Origin of the sequence: Aeromonas sp. 600886, assembly GCF_049174935.1 — a bacterium.
Classification (GTDB): Bacteria; Pseudomonadota; Gammaproteobacteria; order Enterobacterales; family Aeromonadaceae; genus Aeromonas; species Aeromonas veronii_A.
Genome location: NZ_JAAKUB010000002.1, coordinates 125982 through 144054 on the forward strand (window position 1 = coordinate 125982; position 18073 = coordinate 144054).

The window sequence follows — 18073 nt, forward strand, 5'->3', positions numbered from 1 at the left end:
TGTTCCAGTTTTGAATTCTTATACAGCCAATCCGGTACAACGCGCGCAAGGACGAACGCAGCAGCACAGCTGACGGGAAATTACCTGAGCTGTTCCAGATGATGCTTGATCAGCAGATCCGTTTCCAGCAGGGGCAGGCCGACCACGGCGCTGTAGCTCCCCTCGATACGGCTGACGAATTTGCCAGCAATACCCTGAATGCCGTAGGCCCCAGCCTTGTCACAGGGCTCACCGGTCTGCCAGTAGGCCTCGATCTCGGCCTCGTCCAGCTTGCGAAACGCCACGTTGGTGGTGACCAGACGCACGTCACAACGATCCTTGCTGGCCAGCGCCACCGCGGTCATCACCTGATGCACCTTGCCGGAGAGCGCCTCCAGCATATCCTTGGCATCGAGCAGATCGGACGGTTTCTCCAGCACCCTATCCCCCAGCACCACTATGGTGTCGGCCCCCAGCACCGGCAACGCTGTCGGCGCACACGCCACACCCACCATCGCCTTGTCGCGAGCGAGACGACAGACATAATCTTGCGGCTTCTCCCCCTCTTCCCGTTGCTCCGGTACATCCAGTTTCAGCACATCAAAACGGTAGCCAAGCTGGGTCAGCAGTTCGCGACGACGGGGAGAACCCGAGGCGAGATAGAGTTGCAGTTCGTTGTTTTTGCTCATATTTACCTGATATTGAAGCGGCGCCGCACCTTGCGCAGCACCAGAAATACCCAGGGCCATATTAGCATCGTCGTCAACATCGACCAAAAGTAGGCGAAGTTGAGGCTGGCCCGGCTGAACAGGTGCTCGGCCCAGAACACCGTCAGCTTGCCCACCAGCGACAGCCCACCGATGATCAGGGCCTGTTGCCAGAGGGAAAAGTTGCGGATCTTCTGGAACTGGAAGGCGGCCAGATAGGTAGTAATGGCCATCGCCATCGCCCGCACACCGAGGGTGCTGCCAAGCAGCACATCCAGCAGCAGGCCGGCCACCCAGGCGGTGCCGACATTGGCCCGGTGCGGCAAGGCCAGTGCCCAGTAAATGAGCACCATGGCCAACCAGTCCGGACGGAATGGATCAAATTCGAAAGGAAGCGGCAGGATCGACAGGCTCAAGGCCAGCAGGATCGAAATCCAGATCCAGATCCTGCCGCTGGCGGGTTGCAGCATCAGCGAGTGGCTCCAGCGGCGGAGGCAGCCGTTGCCACCCGTTCGCCATTCTCATCATCATGTACTTCGGGTTTCTTGTCGGTCCACAGCAGCAGCAGATAACGCAGCCGATCCAGCTCTACCAGCGGCTTGGCCTCGACCTGGGCGAAGGGCTTGCCCTCCACATATTCGGATCGGGTCACGGTCGCCACCGGATAACCTTCCGGGAAACGGCCACCCAGACCCGAGGTGACCAGCAGATCCCCCACCTGAATATCGGTGTTGCGCGGCAGGTTGCGCAGCTCCAGCTTGTCGAGCTCGCCACTGCCGGAGGCGATGGCGCGCAAGTCGTTGCGCAGCACCCGCACCGGAATACCGTGGCTGGAGTCGGTGATCAGCAGCACGCGACTGGTGGTGGAGCCCACGTGGAGCACCTGACCAATCACCCCCTGATCGTTGATCACCGCCTGACCGTTATAGACGCCATCCAGCGCCCCCTTGTTGATCAGCACCTGATGGCTGAAGGGGTCGGAATCCACCGAAAGCAGCTCGGCCACCATCTTGCGGGACTCTTTGTGCACCGGTGAACCCAGCAGCTCGCGCAGACGCTGGTTCTCGTGCTCCAGATGATCCATCTTGAGCAGGCGAGAGCGCAGGGTAAACAGCTGTTGCTCTTGCTGCTTGGTCTGCTCGATGAGATCGGCACGGGTCTGCACCTGGGTCGACATGGTGTCGAGCAGGGTACCGGGCGCATTGGCCATGTATTGCAGGGGACTGACTAACGAACTAAGGTAGACGCGGACATGGGTAAACACACCGAAGCGGGAATCCGCGACGATGGCAGCGATGGAGATGATGACGGCGAGAAACAACCGTAACTGAAGCGAAGGGCCTCTACCAAAAATGGGTTTCATGGGTCGTCAAAAAAGAGCCGGCACGCTGGCCGGCTTTGGGTCTTATTCGTAGTGGAACAGATCGCCACCGTGCATATCGATCAGCTCCAGCGCCTTGCCGCCGCCACGGGCCACACAGGTGAGGGGATCTTCGGCCACGACGACAGGAATGCCGGTCTCTTCCATCAGCAGACGGTCGATATCTTTCAGCAGTGCGCCACCACCGGTCAGCACCATGCCGCGCTCGGAGATGTCGGAAGCCAGTTCCGGCGGAGACTGCTCCAGCGCCACCATGACGGCAGCCACGATACCGGACAACGGCTCTTGCAGCGCTTCCAGAATTTCGTTGGAGTTGAGAGTGAAGCTGCGCGGTACACCTTCAGCCAGGTTGCGGCCACGGACTTCGATCTCGCGCACCTCTTCGCCCGGATAGGCGGAGCCGATCTCGTGCTTGATGCGCTCGGCAGTCGCTTCACCGATCAGGCTGCCGTAGTTGCGACGGACGTAGCTGATGATGGCTTCGTCAAACTTGTCGCCACCGATACGGACTGACTGGGAGTAGACCACACCGTTCAGAGAGATGATGGCCACTTCAGTGGTACCACCACCGATATCCACGACCATGGAACCGGTCGCTTCGGAGACCGGCAGGCCGGCACCGATGGCAGCGGCCATAGGCTCGTCGATCAGGTAGACCTCGCGGGCACCGGCACCCAGTGCGGATTCCTTGATGGCGCGACGCTCAACCTGGGTTGAACCGCACGGTACACACACCAGCACCCGCGGGCTGGGGCGGAAATAGTTGTTGTCGTGAACCTGCTTGATGAAGTGCTGCAGCATCTTCTCGGTCACGTAGAAATCGGCGATCACGCCATCTTTCATCGGGCGGATTGCGGAAATGTTGCCCGGGGTTCGGCCCAGCATCTGCTTGGCGGCATGACCGACAGCAGCGACCGATTTGGCGTTCCCGCGCTCTTGGCGAATGGCGACAACTGAGGGTTCGTTAAGGACGATCCCTTGATCTTTTACATAGATCAGGGTGTTGGCAGTTCCCAAATCGATCGACAGATCGTTGGAAAAGACGCCTCTGAGCTTTTTGAACATGGCTACGGGAAATCCTAAGAATTTGGAGGTGCAGAAAACCGGCTAACTTTACCAATGCCCACCCCAATGGGCAAGCGCTCAAACTGTCGCCAATCAATCAGGCGCGACAAAAATGCGAGTCATCACTCACTCGCACACGCTTGCAAACACTAATAAACAAGGATTTAGGGGGATGCTGTTGAGCCATTCCCTCTTTCACATCATTCAGTGCAATACTTCGCGCCGATAAATAATTCTGTCATTACCCCGGCTGGAGCCGAAAATGGCCTCACCTTGCAGGTTGCCGTCATTGGCACTCGTTGGGTCAGACAACCAGAGTGGCGATGATGGCTGTTTTGCCAATTCGACCTTGTAGGGAATGCGTACCGAGATATCCGGCTTGGCAAAGTGGAACAGGATCTCCCCGTCTTGCGCCAGTGCAGCGTCCCCACCCGGTGCCGAGCTGCCCAACCCCAGCTTGATTTTGCGACCCGCCCCCAGATTCAACTCGCGGGTCGCAGCATCAAAGGTGTGACTCGGGTTGAGGAAAGTGAACCCCTGATTGGCCAAAGAGAGCTGGGTACATTGATCTTCCTTGTTCAACAACCAGTTGCCCGCTTCGTAATATTGCATCTGCTGCGGAATGGCCAGCGGCGCCGAGGCCAGGCCTGCCTCCGTGCCCGCCTGCAGGCGGCCGAAATAGGCTTTCATTGGCACACTGTCGATTAAACGGGCATTACAACCGCGGCCACTGCAGTTACCCACTACGGCATCATTGAAATTCGGGCTGGCAATCAGCGTTCTGTCGCCATCGTTATCCCTCATATAAAGGCCAAACAGCAAAGAGTTGTAGGGACCATCCGGTTGCGTGTCAGAGAGGCGCACAAACTCGCTGCTACCGGCAGTCAAAGTCGCCCGGCCATTTAGCCATGGCAACGGCTGCAAACTGCGCAAGCGGTTCGACAGGGATTTACCATCCTGGTTATTGGCAACCGAGATAAAAGCACTCCCCTTGGCAAAGGGCCCCGTATAATTCAGGGTCTGTACACCCGTCGTGTTACGAGCCAGCACATCCAGCGCAACGCCAAAGGGCTGGCCCATGTAGGAGAACGCATTGCAGGCCGGCACAATATCACCGCTGACCAGATTGAAGTCGGCAGGAATAAAACGCCCCACCGGCTGGCTCTGGGCTGATGGGATGGTGTAATTGAAGTAGCCATTGGCTGGTGGCGTCGCCGTCATCCGGAACACTCCCACCTCGCTCACAGTCTGGCTAAGGCTATTGACACTGTTGGTCGCTGCCACGTGGTTGTAAGTAGAAGTACCCAATACGGCATTGGAGCCGGGGCTTGGTGCCACCAAGGTGCTACCCAAGCCAATGCCACTCAGCACAAAGTTGGGCGTAGTCTGATTTCCTGCGCAGATATCCCCATCATTAGCCGACTCCCAGGCTATCGCCTTGATATCTACCTGAAACGTCTCCCCCGCTTTTTTGAAGACTGGACAGCTGCTATCACCTGCCGCGCATACCCCTTGCGGAGGGGTAATGCACAAGCCCACCGGACGCGCTACAAACTGATCCGCGCCTAGCATCACCAGACCGGCTTCACTGCCAGTACCATCATAGCGGGCATCCAGTTGCACCTTGCCCGCATCCGGATAATTAACCGTGATGGTCGACTGCCCCTGCGCATCGAATAAGAGGGAGAGCGGCGTTGCCGCCCCCTGACTGGCACCAATCGTACTGCTGTTGACGCTCATCTGGCTGTTATAGGGGTTACTGGTGGGGGTGATATAGCTACCCCAGAACTTGACGCTCTTGCTCTGGTTGGCAAACCCCGGCACGCACTGCCTGGTCACGTCGCTCTTCTTGACCGCCTTGATGGTCACCGTCTGCGGCTGGTTCGAGTAGGTGTCGGGCACGTCGAAGATAAATCCGCTGTCGGCAAAGGTGAGCGCACAGGCAGCCGCACTCTTGGCGCCACCGCCAACCCGGCACAGGGTGGTACTCAACGGTTTGGTCGAGGGCGTCGAGCCGCTGACCCCGACGGTCACCGTACCGGCGGTATTCTGTCGCAGCGCCAGCGTGGTGGTTCCTCCGCTGAAGCTCACTTGATTGCCTCCCACCCAACCACCGCTGGTACTCGTTGCGGGTTGCAGGGTGGCAGTCACGGGTTCGGTCACCAACAGGCTGCAGTCGGCATTGGCACAGGCCCGAATGGTCAGGGTTTCAGGGTTGCAGGTCAGCGCATTGCCACTGTGGTCGAATTCGAAATGATCGATCTGGGTGCCCACTGGACTGGAACGCAGCGCACAGATCCGCACGTTATCGATCTCGTGGAAGTTGGTCACCGACCCGGTGGACCCAGTCAATGACAGCAGGAAGTTGCCCGGTACTGTCGCTTGGCCGGTCTGGCTCGTCATGTTGATTGGACCAACGAGCGTACGAAACCCGTCACCGCTATCCCGTTCGACGGTGGCCACCGAGTTGCCCGCCGTGCGAGAGTCGACCGTAATGCGATAGCGGTGGGGGCGATTGCTGTTGGTACCGCTGTCGACGGTCGGGTTGAGATTGCTGGCGGTTCCGGCCAGGTAGCGGTAACCGGAGGTACCGGAGCCGGATCCGCGAATAGATACGGCCTGCGGTCGGGAGCCGATATTATAAGACCCCCCCTCATTGGCGTAGTTGCCGTATTCGTCGATCCCGACACCAAGCCAGCCGCCCGCAAAACCACTGATCCCGGTCTTGAAACCGTATCCTAGGGGGCCACCAAACGCACCTGGTTGTGGCGTCAGGGTGGCATCCGAGAGCACCACCGCCATGCCATCCGCCCCGCTTGTGCCGGAAGTCTTGTAGGCGTATTGATCGAACTCGACCGTCACCAGGTTACCAGCCCCGGGGAAGAGGCGCTGGAAAGTGGCCGACGTGGCCTGGTTGGTGACGTTCTGGGTGAGACGCAGGCGACCATTCTGCACCGATGGCAATGTGCTGTTGTTGCGCTGAGCCACGACCCAACTGTCGGGGTTGATCTGGCTGCTTTCGAAACCGTCGACAAAACAGGTCAGCATCGGCGGAAGTACCGCTTCATTGATGCTGGACTGGGCATCCATGGCCAGATAGCGGGCCGTCACCCTGCCATAGACGGTGGCATTATTGTTCATGGTGAGCTTCCCATCGGCATAGAGATAACCATAAAACGTGGTGCGGTTGTCGATCACCATGTCGTTATAGTTAACCCAGATGAGACTGCCCTGATTATTGGCATTGATATTGACCGTATTGACCAGCTTGACATCCTGATTGACGAAAATCCGGGTGGTGCCACTGCCTGAGAGACGGATGGTACCGCTGTCCAGAATCAGCTTGTCGATGAAGTAATCCCCCTCCCCCAGCACCAGGATCGCGTTGTTGCGCACTGTCAGCGTCTTGATCAGGTAGGTGCTGCGGCTGGGGAACGTCATAGTGCAGTTTTCTACCGTCATCGCACCATAAGAGGTACTGGAAGCCGTTTGCGCACCGAACGAACAGAGCTGGGTCGAATTGGAGGTGATGGCGGGAAAAGCATTATTCCCGCTCAGGGACAGCCCGCGGATATCTTTGCCAGTAACGCTACAAACCATGTAGCCGCCAGTACCATCATCGCAGCGCGGCGTATTGTTCTGATCCGGCTGGATGGAGCAGAAGTTGAGAGGCAAACCGCCGGAACCGTTGATCTTGGCGTTGTTGAGTTGGCTAAGCTGGTAGCCGCTAATCTGATGGCAAACGTTATTGTTGTTGCCATGATGCCCTTGCACCACATCCGGAAAGAGCGTGCCTGTGTCGATAGGGTCGAAGGCCCAGACATGGCCAGTAAAGAGGGCAAGCGCCCATACCCATTTCATTGTCCGCCTCCGTCATACGCTTCAAGCATCAGAGTTCTGCTCACGGCAAAATCGGGACTCGCACTATCCAGTTCAGAGGAACCACAGGTTCCGACACTCTCGAGACGATAGCCATTAGTCACGGCACCGTTATAGGTCACCGGAACCTGAGTGCAACGCACAGCAACTTGGCACTGCACCAGACCGGTAACGCCGGTGAACGAGGGGGTCGGGCTGATCCAGTCACAACGATCCTGGGGAGATGGCGCAGCAGGCCGGTTCGGAAACAGCTGATACAGAGCAATCTCCAGCCCGCTCTGGGCGGCCAGCAGAGCACGCACACTGCGTACCTCCACGGTATTTTTCTCGCTACTGTCGACCAGAAAACGGCCCATGGCGGCCGCCAGCAGCGCCATCACCACGATCACAAACAGGGCGATCATCAGGGCGCTACCACGCATCCGTCCTGCCGGGAGTGCATCACGGGACATTGAACACCTCGATCTTGTGGCTGAAGGTGACCGACTCCCCCTTGCGTTCGAACAAGAACCGCATGCCAAACTCCCCTTCCGCGTTGAATGCCGATGTTTCCCGATAGAAACCGCCAGCGCGGAGCGACTCTGCCATCAGCACGCCTTGCGCAGGTAAAGGAGCACCGATTGCGGCACTGGCACGAGTGAGGGTGCCCCCATCAACGCAATAACGTACCTGTTGATTGGCAAAGTAGACACGGCTACCGGGAGAGAGGCCAGCCAGACTCTCGCTATTGGTATAGCGGATCGTTTGTGCGCCGGAGACGGGCGCCAGCACATCAGCAACCCTGGCCACACAGCGGCCATATTCACAATTGCTCAGCAGCGACCCTGCACTTGGGTCAGGTACCGGGAAAACGATCATCCAGTCACCTTTGCCGACGGCTAACGGATCTGCACTCGACGGGCTGGCAGCAGAAGCCGGAGTCGCCATCACCAGCTCAAGGGTAGCCGTGCTCCCCGACATGGCACGGTTAAGTGCCAGATAGCGGCTGGAGGTGCTGATAGGCCAGAACCGCAGGCAAGCCCCCGAGTCAACCCAGGTACCATCAAGCGTCTCGATCCGCTCCGATCCTGGCACCGCATCGCGCAGTTCGCGGTTAAGCCGCTCCATGGCGAAACGGGCATCGCTCATCAACTGTTCACGACTGCTGGCATCACCATAGATCTGGCTGCCGATGCCGATAAACTGGCTGGTAAATGTCGCCATGATGCCCAGCAGCAGGATCACCATCACCAGCTCGACCAGGGTAAAGCCACTGTTACCCCCAGGTTTACGGTAAGTTCGACTAGCCGCCAGACATAATCGGAAGCCGGAAGTGGTTACAGGAGCGGACTTTCGGACAGGCAGGCAACCCCCGACAGCGGAACGATTCATCAGTAGTTCCCCCGGTAGAAGGAGAAGTCGAGTACGCTCTCATCCGGCAGCTTGATCTGCAGATCAATCCGCTTGCCCACAGAACAGGGTGCGGTACAACTCTTGAAGGTGCCATCGCTAAAATCGACGGCGCTGACCGCAATCCTGACCTGATAGTTGCGATACTCCTCGCCGCTGATCCCCGCCGCCGTCTGGGTAAACCAGCTGGCATCCCGCCAGTTTCCCGCAGTATCGAAGTCATCCACATCGTTATAGGCGTAGGGAGCCGGCTCACCATCGGGGCCATAACTGCCGGAGCAGGGAGCTATGTTCACCCCCGCCACCTGCTCGCCACAACGATAACGGCCACCATTATGATCCGAATGTTCATCAAACGACTTTTGCAGGATCTCGCCGGAGAGGCGCTGGGCCAGCTGGGCGGCGCGTACCTGCTGCACCGGGTCTACCGCCTGCGGCGCCTGATTGATAAGCAACCCCAAAATGCCGGTCAAGGCCACCGCCAGCAGCACGATGCCAACGATCAGCTCAATCAGGGTAAAGCCGCGCTTAAGGGATCTCATGGATATACCCCTCAGACTCAATCTGGATGCGGCTGGTTTCGCGACCATCACTCACCAGCAAGGTACAGCCGTTGGCACAGCTGCCTAGCGGTCTGCCCATCTGATCGAAGCGGAGTACGAAGCTTCTGTTGCTGTTCAGGGAAAGCGTGATTCCGTCAGAGGCGGTCACCAGCCGACCACGGGTGCGCAGGTTATCGGTCCAACCACTGCCCAGATCATCGCTGGCGGGACACGCCGCATAAGTACGGTGGGCAAAACGGGGAGAGGCGACCACCAGCAGGGTACAGCGGTTGGCAGGCTCATGCATATTGACGGTCTGTACCAACCGCAGACGGGTCAGCAGTTCATCACGCACAGTTTGAGTTTCAACGCCGCCTTTGCCCAGCCATTTGGGCACGACAAAGGCGGCGAGAATCCCGAGTAACAGGATCACCACAACCAGTTCAATCAGGGTAAAGCCCTTGGTTGCAGGCATGGTTTTTCTCATAGGGGGAAAGAAGAAAGCGAGGCCAAAGCCTCGCTTGATAATTCAATCAGTTGCTACAACCTGTCACATCAACACTGAATGCAGCGGCTGAAGTGGCCTCATTGTATTTAACTTGGCAATTAGCGTTATTGCCAGCCGCCTTGGGCTTGAAGGTCCCTTTGGATGCAGATACTTCATCCCACCCATCTAAAGTAACGGCGTTTGCAATGGTACCTACTGTCGGATAGCCATACTTGGCATCGACGGTAGTGCCAGCAACAGAGACTGCCGCAGAAGAGTTTTCAATACCTTGGATAGCCGCCTTACTGTAAATCATCTGAGCCGCACTCTGTAGTGATGCTTTGACCCCATCAGCAGCTGCTTTACGCGCATCATCCTGCAGATTCAGGAACTTGGGTGCAGCGGTGACCGCCAGAATACCCAGAATAATGATCACGATAACCAGTTCGATCAGGGTAAAACCCGCCTGTTTTTTCATTTCACTTTCCTCTGTCAATTGATGTTGGTAGTCACCTGACCGGACGCCGGACGGTAACTGAAACTCATGAATGCATCAGTACTGCCTTGCGGATCCTGATACTTGCCATCGCTGCCCTTACTCAAACTATTGACCAGATAGTAACGACAGACCGAATCCAGTCCATTACTGCTCACAGTGGCATAGTATTTCAGGTCATTGCCGCTACCGCGTACTTCATTGAAGTTGGCCGTAGCCTTGGGCGGGTTTTGCAGCAACCCCTCCCAAATCTTGAGACAACGCTCTGCGCTCAGATTGGCCGGATCCACATCCGGATTGCCGCTAGCCGCAGTATCCATGGGATAGCCGGGAGACAACTCGCCGTTGCTGATCTGGGCATCGGTCGGCGTGGTCAGATAGAAGCGGCTGCCGTCATAGAGCACGGTATTGAGGCTATCCTGTTTGGCGCGCCCTTCCGCTTCCCACTGGGCCCGCACTAGCGACACTCCTGTTGCAAAACCACCCGAGACGCCCTCGACGCTGGCCTTTTTCGCCTCGTCGGTTACATCCAGAAAACGGGGCAATGCTGTTACCGCCAGGATCCCCAGGATCACGATAACGATCACCAGCTCAATCAGGGAGAAGCCGGCGGTCACTCTTGTCATCCCGTTATTTGGCATTGATGGTGCCATTGGTTTCATTTTCATGCTCCCTTGGTAATGGCCGATATTATTTCATGCAGACCTAAAAAAATCATGTAGTTGGGTCATATGATTAGCCTCATTCAAGGCTTTTTAATCACTCGCCCGTCGGAAAACAGATAAACCAGCCAATAACCATCCCACCCCATCTCGCACCCGCTGCCATCGGGGCGGGCCAGAAACTGCAAGGGTGGCATGCCCCCCTCCGTCTCTCCCACCAACGCCAGCCACAACTGACGACAATTTTCTGATGGTGATTGCAGGGGCAACAGTCCGAGTGGCCAGCCACGCTCATCAAATTGCCAACCATGACCCGCGCTATGCAGGGTGTCGGGGCGCCGTTCATTCAGCCAGATCCCGTGCAAACGCTGTGCCCGCTCCGCAAATTGCTCCCCCAGCAGGGTGAGCGAAAGCTGTTGCGCCTCCTCCCGGTTGATCTGATAGCTGCGCACCAGGGTCGTGACGATCACCATCAGCAGGATTATCACGGCGATCCGCCGATATCCGGCCAGCCAGCGATCATCCTGTTGTGTCTGTCTGTTCATCCACTCCTCGACTCCCTCGCCCTATTGCCTCTTACGACGCTCATCATGCCCAGCCACTCAGGTGTGAAGATGCCGAGTTACTTGCTACGAACCACTCACATCCCGCTCGCATCATGTCCCACCATTCTGGCGTGAAGATACGGGGTTACTTGCCTCTTACGGCCCTCATCATGTCCCACATAGGCGTGAAGATACCCAGCGCCAGGATCAACACCATTACTGCCACGATCCCGATCAGGATCGGCTCGATGCGGGCGGTGAGACTCTTGAGGTCATAATCCACCTCGCGCTCGTAATACTCGGCCGCTTCGTGCAGCAGGTCATCGACCTGACCGGTCTCCTCACCCACGGCGATCATCTGCATCACCAGCGGGGTGAACAGGCCGCTGCTGCTGGCGGTGCGAAGCAGGCTCTCGCCCCGCTCGATACCGGCGCGCATATCCCGTACCCGCCCCGCCATATAGGCGTTATCCACCGCATCGGCCACCAGGGTCAGCGCGGTGTTCAGCGGCACCCCTGCCTTGAGCATCATGGAAAAACTGCGGGCAAAACGGGCCAGCAGGGAGCGCTCTATGATGGTGCCGACGATCGGCAACTTGAGCTGCCAGCGGTGCCAGGTCAGCTTGCCCTTGGTGGTGGCGACCCAGCGGCGCCAACCGAACACCATCCCCGCCAGAATAGCGAGCAGCAGCCACCAGTAGTTGACAAAAAAGTGCGAGGTGGCGAGCAGAATGCGGGTCGCCAGCGGCAACTCCACCCCGAATTTGGCGAACATGCCGGCAAACACCGGGATCACCATGATATTGAGGATCACCATGGCGATACCGATGGCGATCATCACGAAGCTGGGGTAGCGCATCGCGGTCTTGATCCGCTTGCGAGTCTCCAGCTCCAGCTCGAAATAGTTGGCGAGCTGCAAAAAGGACTCTTCCAGCTGACCTGTGTTCTCACCCACATGGATGATGGCGACGAACAGGCTGCTGAATACCTTGGGGTGCGCCTGCATCGAGCTGGAGAGCGGGCGACCGTTGCCAAGATCTTCCCCCAGCGAGTGAAGCGCCCGCTTGAGCGGCTTGCTGTGGGTACTCTCCTCCAACCCGGCGATGGCACGCAGGATCGGGATCCCGGCCCGGGTCAGGGCATACATCTGGCGGCTGAAGATCACCAGCTCATCCAGCTTGACGCCACCTTCCAGCAACAGTGACCAGTCGATGGCGGCGGACTTGGCCTTGCCCGGTTTGAGCTCGGTGGGCATCACACCACGGCGCATCAGCTGCTCGGCGGCCGCCATCTCGTTGGCCGCTTCGACCACGCCACTGGTGGCGTTGCCCTGGCTGTCACGCCCCTTGTAAGCAAAGTTAGCCATCGCTTACCCCAAATCCTCGGCCAGTCGCAACACCTCATCCACCGAGGTGATCCCCTGACGGGCATAATCGAGGGCAGTGAGGGCCAGCGGCCGGTAGTGTTCGTGTTGACGGGCCGCCTTGGCGAACCCTTCCGCATCGTTGCGGCGCAGGGCATCCATCATCGGCTGATCCAGCTCCAGTAGCTCGTAGACCCCGATCCGGCCGGAATAACCGGTAAAGTTGCAGCTCTGGCAACCCCGGCCCTTGTGATAGGTATGCTGGCCAGGCGCCTCGCCGGAAAGCACGGTGAGCCAGCTGGCCTGCCCTTCGTCGGGCGCCTTCTCCTCGACGCAGTGCTCACATACCCGCCGCACCAGCCGCTGGGCGACCACAGCCCGCAGGGCACTCGCCACCAGATAGCCGGGCGCCCCCATGTCGATAAGGCGCAAGGCACTGGTCACCGCATCGTTGGTGTGCAGGGTGGTCAGCACCAGGTGACCGGTGATGGCGCCACGCAGACCGATCTCCACCGTCTCGTTGTCACGCATCTCACCCACCAGCAGGATGTCCGGATCCTGACGCAGGGTAGAACGCAACACGTGGGAAAAGGTGAGACCGATCTTGGGATTGACCTGCACCTGGCTGATACGGGGCAAACGATACTCCACCGGATCTTCGACCGTGATGATCTTGTTGCTGGACTGGTTGAGCTCGGAGAGAGCGCCATAGAGGGTGGTGGTCTTGCCGCTACCGGTGGGGCCGGTCACCAGGATCATGCCGTGCGGGCGTTTGAGCTGACGACGGAAACGGGTCAGGATCTCCGGCGGCATGCCGGTCTCGGTCAGCGACAGGATGCCGGAGGATTGATCCAGCAGACGCATCACCACAGACTCGCCATACTGCACCGGCATGGTGGACATCCGCACATCCACATCACGGCCGCGCACCTTCATGTTGAAACGGCCATCCTGCGGCAAGCGCTTCTCGGAGATATCGAGCCCGGCCACCAGCTTGAGACGCAGCACCAGCGCCTGGGCGATGCGCACCTCGTTGAGGATATTCTCGTGGAGGATGCCGTCGATCCGCTGGCGAATGCGCAGCACCTTCTCGTCCGGCTCGATGTGGATATCCGACGCTCCCACCTGCACCGCATCCTCGAACAGGGAGCGCAGCAGCTTGGCCACCGTCGCCTCCCCCTCGTCATTGGCCCCCAGATTACCTGAACCCAACTCGAAGCCGGAGTCCTGATACTCCTCCTGCAGCTGTTCGGCGAAGCTCTCAATCTCGCGGGTGCGGCGATAGAGGCGGTCAAAATAGTCCAGCAACTGCCCTTCCCGCGCGACCGCCAGCACCATCTCCCGCGGGCTCAGCAAGGCAGCAATGGCATCCAGCGCACTCAAGTCCGCCGGATCCGACATGGCTACCGTCACCTTGTCGTCGGTAAGGTTGACCGCCAGCGCCCGATAACGGCGCGCCTGCACTTCGGGCAGCAGCGGCACCGCGGCGGCATCGATGGTGAGGTTATTGAGATCGAAGAAGGGTACATCCAGCTGGCGAGCGAGGAACTGCAGCAGCTGTACCTCGCTGATAAAGCCGAGGTCAATCAGAGTGGTACCCAGTTTGCGTCCGGTCTGACGCTGCTGCTGCAGGGCAAGCTGCAACTGATCATCAGAGATGATCTGCTCCTGAACCAGCAGGTCGCCGAGGCGCATTTTCAGTCTGGGTTGTGCCATGTTTGCTCCGATATCTGTTACTTCACACCCGTTGCCGCATCCGATGAGGCTTCGCTCATCGAATCTGCGTTTATCAAGGGGTTAGTTGGCCAATTCGTTGTTCCAGCCAGTTGGTCGACGCCTCGCCGAGATTGCCGTGCAGCAGGGCGTTGCGATAGGCATCGAGTGCCCGCTGGCTGTGCCCCTGACCATCCTCGGCGACACCGAGACCAAGCCACCAGCGGCCCTGATCCGGCTGCTGGCGCAGCAGCTTCACATAGAGCGCCGCCGCATCGGCATTTTGACCCAGCTCCTGGGTCAGACCCGCCCAAGTGGCGTAATAGTCCAGGTTGCTGGCAAGATCAGGTTGATAACCGGACAACCAGCCAAGCGCCTGCTGTTGCTGCCCCTCGTTGATGGCAAGACGGGCCAGCAGCAGACGAAAATCGGCCTGTTGGGGATCGAGCCGGATCCCCTCCTCCAGCAGCTGGCGCGCCTCGGTCAGGCGCCCCTCGCCGTAGAGCAACCCCGCCAGTTGCTCGCGCGCCCCCTGGTTATAGGGATCGTGGGCCAGCACCTGATAGTAGTTGTCCTGCGCATCCCGCAGGCTTCCCTTGGCCATGGCGGTCGTCGCCTTGCGCTCCGCCAGTGCCGCCAGCTCCTTGGCCGACAGCTCGACCGTCTCGATCTTCAATATGCCCGGTTTACGCGGGGCGCTGGCGACAGCCTGCTGCTCTGCCGCCAGTTCGGCGTAGAGCTCGGGCTGCAGCTCTTCATCGGTCGGCTCCGAATCGTCAACATCGCTGGAGGCATCAAAGGGGGCACCATCGGCCATCTCTCCCTCTACCTGCCCGCCAGCGGTATCAGCCACTCTCTCATCCCCACCCGGCAACGGCAGCGCAGCGGCCACTGCGACCGGCTCGGGCGGATTGACTGGCTCGGCGGCCCGTGTCACCACATCGGGAACCACCACTTCGCTGGCGGCGACGACAGGGTGTGTCTGCTGCCAGTAGATCCAGGTGCGCCAACCGAGGATCCCCAATGCCAGACCACAGATCAGGGTCAGCAGCAACATCCACCACCCCTGCTGGCGCGCAGGGGCAATATAGACGGCAGTTCCCTCGGCGCCTTGCTGGCGCCGATCCAGATCTTTCAGCATCTGGTTGATAACGCTCATGGCCAGACTCCATAAGCCAGGGCGCACCCCAGTAACAGTAACAGTAACAGGGGCCACCAGCGCAATGGCGCAAAGCGGCTGGCATCGTCGGTATCGCGAATGGCGAGCCTCACCAGACGGCTATCGATCCGGCGCCCCCCCTGACCGTAGGCCAGCATCAGGCACTTGTGCGCCAGGATGTTGATAAGTCTCGGGAGCCCTCGCGAGGCCCGCCACAGCATCCGCATGGCGCGGCCGGCAAACAGTGGTGCCCCACGGTAGCCGGAGACCTGCAATCTGTGCTCCAGATAGGCGCGGGTCTCGTCAAAGCGCAGCGGGCGCAGGCAGTATGAAAAGCCGATCCGCTGGCGCAGTTGGCGCAGGTGGGGCCTGGCCAGTCTGATATCCAGCTCCGGCTGGCCGAACAGCACGATCTGCAGCAACTTGCTCGATTCTGTCTCGAGATTGCCAAACAGGCGAATCGCCTCCAGCGTCTCGTCAGGCAGCGCCTGGGCCTCATCGATCAGCACCACCACCCGACTGCCCTGCTGGTGCAGGCTGATCAGGTGACGATGGATGCGATCGGTAAGATCCAGCTCACTCTGCTCCCGCACCGACAACCCCAGCTCCAGCGCCAGCGCTGTGCGCAGCTCGGCCGGGCTGAGGTGGGGATTGGGCAACCAGGCGAGCCGCACCGGGCACTCTTCCGAGCCCAGCTCGCTCAGCAGTTTGCGGCAGAGCAGGGTCTTGCCGGTACCCACCTCGCCGGTCACCTTGATAAATCCCTCCCCTTGCGCCAGCGCCCAATTGAGCACCTGTAGCGCCTCCTCGTGAGGGGGAAGGCCGTAGTAGAAGCCGGTATTGGGGGTGAGGCCGAACGGCGCCTCCTGCAGGCCGAAGTGGCTCAGGTACATGGGCGCTCACCAGCCAGTACGGGGAACCTGCGACCGCGAGCCTCGGCCCGCAGTACGGCGGAATGGAAAGATGCCAATCGCCAGCTCATGGCTTACCCCTTCGCCGGATACCACTTGTCGAGCAGATCTGCGGAACGCTGCAGCTCGTTTTGCCAGGTATCTTTCTCCACCACGGTCGGTTTGAGCATGATCACCAGCTCCACCTTCTTGGTGCTCTCGCGACGATTGGTAAAGGCTTCGCCCACCCAGGGAATATCTCCCAGCAGCGGCACCTTGCTGACGATCTCCTGCTTGTCGGTCTTCATCAGACCACCGATGACGATAATGTCGCCGTTATTGGCCTGCACCACGGTATCGGACTCGCGGATCGAGCTCTTGGCGAGCGGCAGCTCCAGCGGTTTGGCGGTACCGACGTTGATGGTCTTCTTCTGCTCTTCTGTGTCGATAACGGAAGGGTGGATATGGAGCAGCACCTTGCCCTCTTCATCGATTTGCGGCGTTACGTCCAGCGCAATACCGGAGAAGAAGGGGGTCAGCTCCACATTGGGGGTCACGATAGGTTCGGCCGTGCCGGTCGAGGTCACCGTAGTGGTCGAGGCATTGGTGACGAAATATTCGTCCGTCCCCACCTTGATCACCGCCTTCTGGTTGTTGGTCGCAGTGACCCTCGGGCTGGAGAGGGTATTCACATCGCCCTGGGTCTTGAGCAGGTTGACCGCCACCTCGAAGTTGCCATCAGAGATCGTGAAACCGGCGCCGCCGCCCAGCGCACTGAAGATCTGGTTGGGGGTGGTGGGCAGCTGGGTCTTGGCAAGTGACTGGCCGCCGGTAATACCCTTGCCGCCATCCCAACTGGCGGAGAGACCGCTCCAGTCAACCCCCTGCTCATACCCTTCGTTGAGGGCGACTTCGATGATCCGCGCCTCCAGCACCACCTGGCGCTTGAGGTGACTCTCGGATTGATTGAGGAATTCACGTACCGCCTTGAGCTCCTTCGGATAGGCGCGAATAGTGACCAGACCCGCCTGCGGGCTGGTGATCACGGCGCGACCATCACCCGTGCCAATCAGGGTCTGCAGGGAGTCGCGCAGATCGGTCCAGTAGTCGCTGTTGGTGTCAGTCTCGATCCGGGTACCGTTGCTGTTGTCACCGCTCGAGTTGTTGCTGGAGGAGCTGTTGCTGCCGCTGTTGTTGGACGCGCTGTCGAAACTGCTGTTATTGCTGCCATTGTTGTTGTCATTGGCAGTCACCCCGCCGGTGCTGACCGAGGTGCGGGATAGGCCACGGCGGGACATCATCAGATAGTTGACCGGAATGGTTTCGGTGCGCAGACCCGCCGGATAGATGTGGAAGACATTGCCCTTGCGCTGCACGTCGAAGCCATACATGTCACCTACCACCGCCAGCACCTCCGGCAGGGTCACATCCTTGAGCTCGACCGAGACCAGCCCGGCCACCCCGGGATGAACCGCCACGCTGTAGCGGGAGCCCTTGAACAGGGAACCGAAAAACTCCACCGCCTCCACGTCGTGAGCCGCGATGCGCAGCCGCTTCTCCGGCATGCCGACCGGCATCTGCGGCCGGTTCAGCTGCAGCAATTCACTCTGCACCGATTTGGGCAAGGCGGTCAGCGGGGCAGCCTGCTTCTGCTGTTCGTTCATGGCCTGTTTGAGAGCATCCTTGGCCTGGGTCGGCTCGGGGTGCTGATACGTGGTACAGCCTGCGGCCATCATGGCCATGGTGATCAGACAGAGACGGTGTTTTTTCATGTAATTAGAGCACCCTGACTTGCAATTAAACTCGATAAAGCCGC

General features: G+C 59.3%; 17 protein-coding genes. All 17 read right to left on the bottom strand.

Annotated features, from left to right (window positions below; all coding sequences use genetic code 11):
* Nucleotides 1–80 precede the first annotated feature (80 nt).
* Nucleotides 81–668 (bottom strand): Maf family protein, encoded by a 588-nt coding sequence (locus G5179_RS02455; RefSeq protein ID WP_421257808.1) that lies wholly within the window; start codon nt 666–668, stop codon nt 81–83.
* A 2-nt stretch (nt 669–670) separates the two neighbouring features.
* Nucleotides 671–1156 (bottom strand): rod shape-determining protein MreD, encoded by a 486-nt coding sequence (mreD, locus tag G5179_RS02460; RefSeq protein ID WP_227341518.1) that lies wholly within the window; start codon nt 1154–1156, stop codon nt 671–673.
* The gene (gene mreC, locus G5179_RS02465) at nt 1156–2049 is read right to left on the bottom strand and encodes a rod shape-determining protein MreC (RefSeq protein ID WP_005342907.1); all 894 of its coding nucleotides are present in this window, start codon (nt 2047–2049) and stop codon (nt 1156–1158) included. Before mreC ends, mreD begins: the two co-directional genes overlap by 1 nt.
* A 42-nt stretch (nt 2050–2091) precedes the next feature.
* Nucleotides 2092–3132: a rod shape-determining protein gene (locus G5179_RS02470; RefSeq protein WP_005340051.1), complete on the bottom strand. Its 1041-nt coding sequence runs from the start codon at nt 3130–3132 to the stop codon at nt 2092–2094.
* A gap of 204 nt (nt 3133–3336) precedes the next feature.
* Nucleotides 3337–6993, bottom strand: coding sequence for a DUF6701 domain-containing protein (locus tag G5179_RS02475; protein WP_421257809.1), 3657 nt, complete (start codon nt 6991–6993; stop codon nt 3337–3339).
* The gene (locus G5179_RS02480; protein ID WP_216954499.1) at nt 6990–7415 is read right to left on the bottom strand and encodes an MSHA biogenesis protein MshP; all 426 of its coding nucleotides are present in this window, start codon (nt 7413–7415) and stop codon (nt 6990–6992) included. The genes G5179_RS02475 and G5179_RS02480 overlap by 4 nt, the downstream gene beginning before the upstream one ends.
* Nucleotides 7416–7452: 37 nt before the next feature.
* Nucleotides 7453–8382 carry a PilW family protein gene (locus tag G5179_RS02485; protein ID WP_421257810.1) on the bottom strand — a complete coding sequence of 310 codons (930 nt, stop codon included), beginning with the start codon at nt 8380–8382 and terminating at the stop codon, nt 7453–7455.
* Nucleotides 8382–8942: a prepilin-type N-terminal cleavage/methylation domain-containing protein gene (locus tag G5179_RS02490; protein WP_106844145.1), complete on the bottom strand. Its 561-nt coding sequence runs from the start codon at nt 8940–8942 to the stop codon at nt 8382–8384. The genes G5179_RS02485 and G5179_RS02490 overlap by 1 nt, the downstream gene beginning before the upstream one ends.
* Nucleotides 8929–9417 carry a type II secretion system protein gene (locus G5179_RS02495; protein WP_128834795.1) on the bottom strand — a complete coding sequence of 163 codons (489 nt, stop codon included), beginning with the start codon at nt 9415–9417 and terminating at the stop codon, nt 8929–8931. The genes G5179_RS02490 and G5179_RS02495 overlap by 14 nt, the downstream gene beginning before the upstream one ends.
* 58 nt (nt 9418–9475) lie before the next feature.
* Complete coding sequence (locus G5179_RS02500; protein WP_319920144.1) at nt 9476–9907, bottom strand: prepilin-type N-terminal cleavage/methylation domain-containing protein; 432 nt, start codon at nt 9905–9907, stop codon at nt 9476–9478.
* A gap of 14 nt (nt 9908–9921) precedes the next feature.
* Entirely contained in the window at nt 9922–10593 is a 672-nt protein-coding gene (locus tag G5179_RS02505) for a prepilin-type N-terminal cleavage/methylation domain-containing protein (protein ID WP_106844142.1), read from the bottom strand.
* A gap of 77 nt (nt 10594–10670) precedes the next feature.
* Nucleotides 10671–11132, bottom strand: coding sequence for a hypothetical protein (locus tag G5179_RS02510; RefSeq protein WP_128834793.1), 462 nt, complete (start codon nt 11130–11132; stop codon nt 10671–10673).
* Nucleotides 11133–11277: 145 nt separating this feature from the next.
* On the bottom strand, nt 11278–12498 hold the full coding sequence (locus tag G5179_RS02515) for a type II secretion system F family protein (RefSeq protein ID WP_005340027.1): 1221 nt from the start codon (nt 12496–12498) through the stop codon (nt 11278–11280).
* A gap of 3 nt (nt 12499–12501) precedes the next feature.
* Nucleotides 12502–14211 carry an MSHA fimbrial ATPase MshE gene (gene mshE, locus G5179_RS02520; protein WP_421257811.1) on the bottom strand — a complete coding sequence of 570 codons (1710 nt, stop codon included), beginning with the start codon at nt 14209–14211 and terminating at the stop codon, nt 12502–12504.
* A gap of 73 nt (nt 14212–14284) precedes the next feature.
* On the bottom strand, nt 14285–15367 hold the full coding sequence (locus G5179_RS02525) for a tetratricopeptide repeat protein (protein WP_266134568.1): 1083 nt from the start codon (nt 15365–15367) through the stop codon (nt 14285–14287).
* Complete coding sequence (locus tag G5179_RS02530; RefSeq protein ID WP_421257812.1) at nt 15364–16260, bottom strand: ExeA family protein; 897 nt, start codon at nt 16258–16260, stop codon at nt 15364–15366. Before G5179_RS02530 ends, G5179_RS02525 begins: the two co-directional genes overlap by 4 nt.
* 92 nt (nt 16261–16352) lie before the next feature.
* On the bottom strand, nt 16353–18029 hold the full coding sequence (gene mshL, locus G5179_RS02535) for a pilus (MSHA type) biogenesis protein MshL (protein ID WP_216952745.1): 1677 nt from the start codon (nt 18027–18029) through the stop codon (nt 16353–16355).
* Nucleotides 18030–18073: the final 44 nt, after the last annotated feature.

Bases quoted from the DNA above. Each gene is read 5' to 3' on its own strand.
- G5179_RS02490 (WP_106844145.1), bottom strand. From the start codon at position 8,942: ATGAGATCCCTTAAGCGCGGCTTTACCCTGATTGAGCTGATCGTTGGC.
- mshL (WP_216952745.1), bottom strand. From the start codon at position 18,029: ATGAAAAAACACCGTCTCTGTCTGATCACCATGGCCATGATGGCCGCA.
- G5179_RS02495 (WP_128834795.1), bottom strand. From the start codon at position 9,417: ATGCCTGCAACCAAGGGCTTTACCCTGATTGAACTGGTTGTGGTGATC.
- G5179_RS02475 (WP_421257809.1), bottom strand. From the start codon at position 6,993: ATGAAATGGGTATGGGCGCTTGCCCTCTTTACTGGCCATGTCTGGGCC.
- G5179_RS02510 (WP_128834793.1), bottom strand. From the start codon at position 11,132: ATGAACAGACAGACACAACAGGATGATCGCTGGCTGGCCGGATATCGG.
- G5179_RS02515 (WP_005340027.1), bottom strand. From the start codon at position 12,498: ATGGCTAACTTTGCTTACAAGGGGCGTGACAGCCAGGGCAACGCCACC.
- G5179_RS02485 (WP_421257810.1), bottom strand. From the start codon at position 8,382: ATGAATCGTTCCGCTGTCGGGGGTTGCCTGCCTGTCCGAAAGTCCGCT.
- G5179_RS02500 (WP_319920144.1), bottom strand. From the start codon at position 9,907: ATGAAAAAACAGGCGGGTTTTACCCTGATCGAACTGGTTATCGTGATC.
- mreC (WP_005342907.1), bottom strand. From the start codon at position 2,049: ATGAAACCCATTTTTGGTAGAGGCCCTTCGCTTCAGTTACGGTTGTTT.
- mshE (WP_421257811.1), bottom strand. From the start codon at position 14,211: ATGGCACAACCCAGACTGAAAATGCGCCTCGGCGACCTGCTGGTTCAG.
- G5179_RS02455 (WP_421257808.1), bottom strand. From the start codon at position 668: ATGAGCAAAAACAACGAACTGCAACTCTATCTCGCCTCGGGTTCTCCC.
- G5179_RS02525 (WP_266134568.1), bottom strand. From the start codon at position 15,367: ATGAGCGTTATCAACCAGATGCTGAAAGATCTGGATCGGCGCCAGCAA.
- G5179_RS02505 (WP_106844142.1), bottom strand. From the start codon at position 10,593: ATGAAAATGAAACCAATGGCACCATCAATGCCAAATAACGGGATGACA.
- G5179_RS02480 (WP_216954499.1), bottom strand. From the start codon at position 7,415: ATGATCGCCCTGTTTGTGATCGTGGTGATGGCGCTGCTGGCGGCCGCC.
- G5179_RS02470 (WP_005340051.1), bottom strand. From the start codon at position 3,132: ATGTTCAAAAAGCTCAGAGGCGTCTTTTCCAACGATCTGTCGATCGAT.
- G5179_RS02530 (WP_421257812.1), bottom strand. From the start codon at position 16,260: ATGTACCTGAGCCACTTCGGCCTGCAGGAGGCGCCGTTCGGCCTCACC.
- mreD (WP_227341518.1), bottom strand. From the start codon at position 1,156: ATGCTGCAACCCGCCAGCGGCAGGATCTGGATCTGGATTTCGATCCTG.